General features: G+C 43.2%; 4 protein-coding genes. 1 reads left to right on the top strand and 3 read right to left on the bottom strand.

Annotation, left to right across the window (positions count from 1 at the left end):
• On the bottom strand, positions 1 to 545 hold a 545-nt coding region (locus Q0594_RS06805; RefSeq protein ID WP_298730734.1), incomplete at its 3' end, for a redox-sensing transcriptional repressor Rex.
• Positions 546 to 802: 257 nt separating this feature from the next.
• Between Q0594_RS06805 and Q0594_RS06800 the strand changes: the two genes are divergently transcribed.
• Positions 803 to 2,752: an ABC-F family ATP-binding cassette domain-containing protein gene (locus Q0594_RS06800; protein ID WP_298730732.1), complete on the top strand. Its 1,950-nt coding sequence runs from the start codon at positions 803 to 805 to the stop codon at positions 2,750 to 2,752.
• Positions 2,753 to 2,849: 97 nt separating this feature from the next.
• Here the strand turns inward: Q0594_RS06800 and Q0594_RS06795 are convergent, their stop codons facing one another.
• Positions 2,850 to 4,595, bottom strand: coding sequence for an ABC transporter ATP-binding protein (locus Q0594_RS06795; protein ID WP_298730731.1), 1,746 nt, complete (start codon positions 4,593 to 4,595; stop codon positions 2,850 to 2,852).
• Positions 4,592 to 5,785 (bottom strand): ABC transporter ATP-binding protein (locus tag Q0594_RS06790; RefSeq protein ID WP_298730729.1); only part of this gene is annotated, 1,194 nt, incomplete at its 5' end. The genes Q0594_RS06790 and Q0594_RS06795, both read right to left, overlap by 4 nt.

The following is a 5,785-nucleotide window of genomic DNA, read 5'->3' as shown; positions in this document are numbered from 1 at the left end:
TTTAATCGAATTGGTGTGAAGTTTAAAATGCCTCGAACATTTGCTTCTACAATACGATCTGCTGTATCTTGCGCTACATCTTGAGGAACGGTTAGAATCGCTACTTGAATTTGTTGAACTTTTAATTGTTCAATCATTTCATCCATGCTATAGACTGGTACACCCGTTTGAATCGTTCCGACGATATCAGAGTTCACATCAAATGCTGCACTGATGCGAACATTGTTGCTTTGGTGGAAATTGTAGTTTAGTAAAGCTTGTCCTAATTTACCAACACCGACTAAAGCTACATTTGTTAAGCGATCTTGGTTTAATGTATGGCTGAAGAATTCTAATAAGTACTCTACATCATATCCATATCCACGTTTTCCTAAAGCTCCAAAATAAGAAAAATCACGACGAATCGTTGCGCTATCTACTTTTACAGCTTCACTTAATTCTGTTGATGAAATACGACGTTTTCCTGCATCATGCAAGAAACGTAAATAACGATGATAAATGGCCAAACGTTTTGCGGTTGCACGTGGCACTTCAATTTCTTTCATTTCTTTATAATCTTTCATGTCTAAGACTCCTTTTCTTTTACATCCATGCGTATTCTATCACAACGATATGAATTTTCACAAATACTTTGTTTATCCCTCACTTACTTCTATAAAATTCGCTTATATACAGCAAGGCTTGTACTTTTTTATTCACAACCTCTTAATTGTGAATGTGAATGCAAACTCGAACGCATTTCAATATTGTCCACCTCTTTTTTATGATAAAATGAAATGAATACTCACTGAAAGGACCTATCATGATACTACTACAAGGACAAGGACTCGCTCGAACTTTTGCAGATGAAGTCCTATTTGAAAATATTACGATTCATATTCAAGAAAACTCGCGGATTGCCATCGTTGGGCGTAATGGTACTGGAAAATCAACGCTCTTAAAAATGTTGGCGGGTATCGAAGAACCTTCAATGGGAAGTGTCTCAAAGAAAAAAGACCTATCCATCGGTTACTTAGACCAATATGCAGCCATCGATTCAACAAAAACCGTTTGGGAAGAGATGATTCATCTCTTCGAAGACGTAGAAACTTTGAAGAAACAAGCGCAAAAAGCAGCTGAGCAACTCGGTGACCCTGACCTTCTGAGTGACCCCGTGGCGTACGAACTTGCCTTAAAACGATATGATCAGCTTCAAGAAGAATTAAACCAAAAGAATGCTTATGGCTACGAGTCTGAAATTCGTACCGTCCTTCATGGCTTCCGTTTCTATCCAGAAGACTACGACCAACCGATTCAATCACTCTCTGGAGGCCAGCGAACCCGTTTGGCACTCGCTCGTATTTTATTAGAAAAACACGATTTACTGATTTTAGACGAACCGACGAACCACTTGGATATTGAAACCTTAACATGGCTAGAGGATTATTTACGCTCTTCAAATTGTGCTCTTGTTATCGTATCCCACGACCAATACTTCTTGGACCGCGTGTGTAATGAGGTTTACGAAATTAGCCATAAAGCCTGCGAATATTACAAAGGAAACTACTCACACTATTTAGAAGAACGCGAACAACGCTATTTATTGAAGCAAAAAGCTTACGAAAAGCAGCAACAAGAAATTCACGACTTAGAAGAATTCATCCAGAAAAACTTGGTGCGCGCCTCAACCACAAAACGCGCGCAATCCCGTCGTAAAAAATTAGAGAAAATGGAACGATTGGAGAAACCAAAAGGTGATCAGCGTTCTGCTCGTTTTGAATTCACCATGGAACGGGATTCAGGGAATCAAGTATTACAAGTAAACGATGCTTATATCGGTTACGACCACGAAGCCTTGAGCGGTCCGATTTCTTTCCAACTTCGCAAACGTGAAGCCATTGCCATTGTGGGGCCAAATGGAATTGGAAAATCAACCCTCTTGAAGTCGATTACGGGTGAACTTCCTTTAATCAAAGGATCAATTGACTTAGGAGCTGGCGTTCAAGTGGGCTACTATGACCAAAACTTGGCTGGCCTCTCCTCGAATCAAACGGTTCTTGAAGAGCTTTGGTCTCGTCATTCAACGATGCCCGAAAAAGATGTGCGTTCGATTCTCGGAAGCTTCCTATTCTCCGGAAGTGACGTTGAAAAAACAACTGCACAACTAAGCGGGGGTGAAAAAGCACGACTAGCCCTCTGTAAATTGTCACTGGAACATGATAATTTCCTACTGCTTGACGAGCCAACGAACCACTTGGATATCGATAGTAAGGAAGTGCTGGAAGACGCTCTTATCGACTACGATGGTACGATTTGTTTCGTATCCCATGACCGTTTCTTTATCAACAAGGTCGCAACGGCCATTCTTGAAATCGAAGAAACAGGAAGCACACTCTACCTTGGCGACTACGACTACTACCTTGAGAAAAAACAAGAAAAAGAAGAACTCGCCGCATTGCAAGAGGCGGAAAGTGCTACAGCAACAACAACCGTTCCAATGACAGAAGCAAAAGTCAGCTACCATGCCTCTAAAGAAGAGCAACGTCAAATCCGTACGATCACTCGACGTATCGAGCAACTCGAAACCGAGATGCACGATATCGAAACAGCGCTCGAACAAGTCCACGAGGCGATGACGCTGGAAGAAAACTATTCTGACCCAGATAAATCCGCTGTCCTCTCAACCGAAGAAGGCGCCCTTCTTGAACGTCAAGAAACGCTTCTTGCCGAGTGGGAAGAAGCGTCACTAGCTTTAGAAGAATTCAATCAATAATCGTTTGAAATTATCATATATGATAATTTTCTACTTTCAGCCATTCAAAGAAGCGTAGACCCTTTTAATAGAGTCTACGCTTCTTTTTAGTTTTAGATTAATGTTGCCACTGACTTTGATAGAGATTGTAGTAAAATCCACGTTGCTCCATCAAGCTGGCATGATTTCCTTTTTCAATCACATGTCCGTCTTTCAAGACGAGAATCACATCTGCTGTACGAATCGTCGATAAACGGTGCGCTACAATAAAACTCGTTCGTCCTTCCATCAGATGTTGAAAGGCTTCTTGAATCTTCAACTCGGTACGTGTATCGATGGAAGACGTTGCTTCATCTAAAATCAGCATATTCGGTTGTCCCATCATGACACGCGCGATGCAGAGCAATTGTTTTTGCCCTTGTGAGAAATCTCCACCGTCATCTGAAATCACCGTATCATATCCTTGTGGCAAACGGCTGACGAATCCATGAATATGGCAGAGTTTAGCGATACGAATCATCTCTTCTTCGCTAATCGTTGGATTTCCCATCGTGATGTTTTCACGGACAGTTCCCGTTTGAAGCCACGTTTCTTGAAGCACCATTCCAAAGCCATTTCGCAAGGAATGGCGCGTAATATCTTCAATCGAATGGCCATCAATCGATAGTTTACCATCATTAATCTCGTAGAAACGCATCAATAAGTTAATCAACGTCGTCTTCCCACTTCCAGTTGGACCGACAATTGCCACGCGTTGCCCTGGTTTGACATCCAGCGAAAAGTCTTCAATCAGCGGTTGACCTTTCACATAAGAGAAGTCCACATGGCTAAATTCGACTGCTCCGTCAAAGCTTTCAGGAGACGCAGCACCTTCTCTCTCTGGACGTTCAGACGGTTGTTCCAACAGTTCAAACACGCGGTTGGCACAGGCAATCGCATTTTGCAGTTCGGTAATGACTCCTGAGATTTCATTGAATGGTTTCGTATATTGGTTCGCGTAACTGAGGAAGGCGGATAGTTGCCCAACCGTCACGCCACCGCTCATCACGAAGAACGCCCCGAACACGCCCACACTGGTGTAGACGATGCTATTGACAAAGCGCGTTGCTGGATTCGTGATGCTCGAGAAGAAGATCGCCTTGAGCGATACATCCGTTAACTTCTTATTAATGACCGAGAAGTCCTCGATGACTTTTTCTTGTTGCTGAAAGGCTGTCACCACTCGTGTTCCCTCAATCATCTCATTCATATAGGACGTTTGGTCGCCACGAATTTCCGATTGTTGTTTAAAGAAATGATAGGATTTCTTCGCGACAAAACTAGCCATCACGAAGGATACTGGCGTCACCACGACTACTACAAGAGTCAATGTCATATTCACGCTCAGCATAAATACTAAAGTTCCTAAAATCGTCATCACACCGGTGAATAACTGTGTGAATCCCATCAATAAGCCGTCTGCAAACTGATCCGCATCCGCAATGATACGGCTCTCGATTTCTCCGGCTGGATGAATATCTAAATAACTAAGTGGCAATATCTCGATTTTCTCAAGCGCGTCTCTACGAAGGTCACGAACCACAGAGTACGTCATCTTGTTATTGCTGAGGTTCATAAACCACTGTGCAACTGCAGCAGCCACAGTAAAAAGTGCGATTTGCCAAATAATCGAAAAGAGACCGTCGTAAAACACTTGCCCTGTGTCCACCATTTGGTCCACAGCTTCTCCGACTAATTTTGGAATCATTAAGGTTCCGAATACATTCACACTCGCCAAAAGGATGGACGCTACGAAATAGATACGGTAGCGACGGATGTAGCGGAGGACTTTACGAATCGTTTCCCATTGAGTTGTCTGTCTCATGCTTCATCCTCCTTTGGAAATTGTGAATAGTAAATTTCTTGATAAATCTCATTATTGGCTAAAAGCTCTTCATGCGTGCCTTTGCCGACAAGATTTCCTTCGTCGAGGACAAGAATTAAGTCAGCGTACTGCACAGAAGCCGCTCGTTGTGACACGATAAAGGTTGTTGGTCGTGGCGTTTGACTCTTAATCGCCTCACGTAATTTCGCATCGGTCGCAAAGTCTAATGCCGAAGCACTGTCATCTAGGATTAAAATCGGTGCTTGTTTGGCAATGGCACGCGCAATCGTCATCCGTTGCTTTTGTCCACCAGATAAGTTGCGTCCATTTTGTTCGATGCCATAATCCAGTCCGCCTTCTTTCGTTTGAACAAATTCGCTGGCTTGAGCAATTCCTAGTGCATGTTCTACCACTTCACTTGAAGCAGATGCATTTCCAAAACGGACATTATCGGCAATCGTTCCACGGAAGAGTTGTGCCTTTTGCAAGACCATTGCGACCGCTCCACGAATCGAAGAAAAATGATAGTCACGAACGTTTTCTCCGAAGACCTCTACACTGCCTTCGGTCGCATCATAGAAACGAGGAATCATATTCACTAGAGAGGATTTCCCGCTACCGGTCCCCCCAATCACGCCGATGGTTTGTCCTTTTAACGCGGTAAAGGAGATATGGTTTAGCGCTGCGTTTTGATCTCCTTGATACGTCAACGTCACATCTTTAAACGCCACCGCCACTTCACCTTCAGGATGAACTTCCTTAGTCCCTTCGACCATATCCGCTTCAATCGATAGAATCGTATCGATACGCTCTGCACTCGCCACTGATTTTGTCATCAATACAACAAGGTTTGCGAACTTCACGAGCTCCACTAAGATTTGAGACATGTAGTTTGTTAAAGCAATGACTTCCCCTTTCGTTAAGGTTCCTGTATCCACTTTAATCGACCCACCATAAAGAATGACGATGAGCGCCACATTCACAATCACAAACGTAATAGGGTTCATGGCCCCTGAGAGTCCACTCACCTTTTGTTGCGATTGATTCAACGCTTCGGTATCTTCTCTAAACGACTGGATTTCTTTTTCTTCGCGGTTAAATGCACGAATCACACGAACACCTAGTAAATTCTCGTGCACGAGACGCATAATACGATCTAGTTGCCCTTGAACCCGGCGATACATTGGAAT

This window comes from uncultured Granulicatella sp., from assembly GCF_938030755.1.
In the GTDB taxonomy this organism is placed as follows: Bacteria; Bacillota; Bacilli; order Lactobacillales; family Aerococcaceae; genus Granulicatella.
Note: the sequence above shows the minus strand (reverse complement) of the source record. Positions and strands in the feature narration are given on the sequence as shown.